Raw genomic sequence first — 1,005 nt, forward strand, 5'->3', positions numbered from 1 at the left:
GGTCAGGCCGGTACCGGTCGCTGGCGGGGTCAGCGTCAGCGACAGGCCATTGTCCAGCATGTCCTGGGTAATGGTGGCGCTGTACACCTCATTGCCATCCTGGTCGGTGATAACGATGGTGTCACCCACCTCTGTACCTTCACCCAGGGTCACGCTGTAGTTGATGTCGCCATCCAGCTCGTCGTCATTGATGTAGCCATCATTGTTGGCATCTTCATCAATGGTCAGGGTAGGCGCACCCAGATTTGGGTTGCCGCCACTGGTATCCAGTATCGCACTGTCACTGCCATTGGCGGTGTTGCCCGCCGCATCGGTGACAGTAGCGGTGACCACCAGGTTGGTGCCACTGGCCGGCGCATCAATCGCCAAATCAAGGCCATTGTCCAGCATGTCCTGGGTCACCGGACCGGAGAAGATGACCGTGCCATCCTGGTCGGTCACCACAAGCGTGTCACCCACCGCCGTGCCGCCGGTCAGGGCGACGGTGATGTTCACCTGGCCAACCAGCTCAGCATCATTGATGTAGCCATCATTGTTGGCATCTTCGGTAATGGTCACCACAGGCGTGCCCGGGGCGGTGCTGCCGTAATCCAGTATCGCGCTGTCACTGCCATTGGCGGTGTTGCCCGCCGGGTCGGTCACGTTGGCATTCACCGTGAGGGTCGTGCCCGCTGCCGGTGCATCCAGCGTCAGGGCCAGGCCATTGTCCAGCATGTCCTGCGTCACCGGACCGGAGAACAGCACAGTGCCATCCTGGTCGGTCACGGTGAGGGTATCGCCCACGGCGGTCCCTGCGCCCAGCGTGACAGTAATGTCTATCTGACCATTGAGCTCGCCATCATTGATGTAGCCATCGTTATTGGCATCTTCGGTAATCACCACGGTGGGTGAGGCCGGTGCGCCCGTGCCCACGCCGTAATCCATGACCGCCTGGTCGCTGCCTTCGGCGCTGTTGCCGGCCGGGTCGGTGACGGTGGCCGTAATCGCCAGGGTCTCGCCGGTCGC

1 protein-coding gene is annotated in these 1,005 nt (G+C 61.8%); it reads right to left on the reverse strand.

Annotation, left to right across the window (positions count from 1 at the left end):
- A partial coding sequence (locus L2725_RS23125) for an Ig-like domain repeat protein (RefSeq protein WP_249251137.1) occupies positions 1 to 1,005 on the reverse strand: 1,005 nt, incomplete at both ends.

The sequence above is a fragment of the Shewanella corallii genome, assembly GCF_023349125.1.
Classification (GTDB): Bacteria; Pseudomonadota; Gammaproteobacteria; order Enterobacterales; family Shewanellaceae; genus Shewanella; species Shewanella corallii.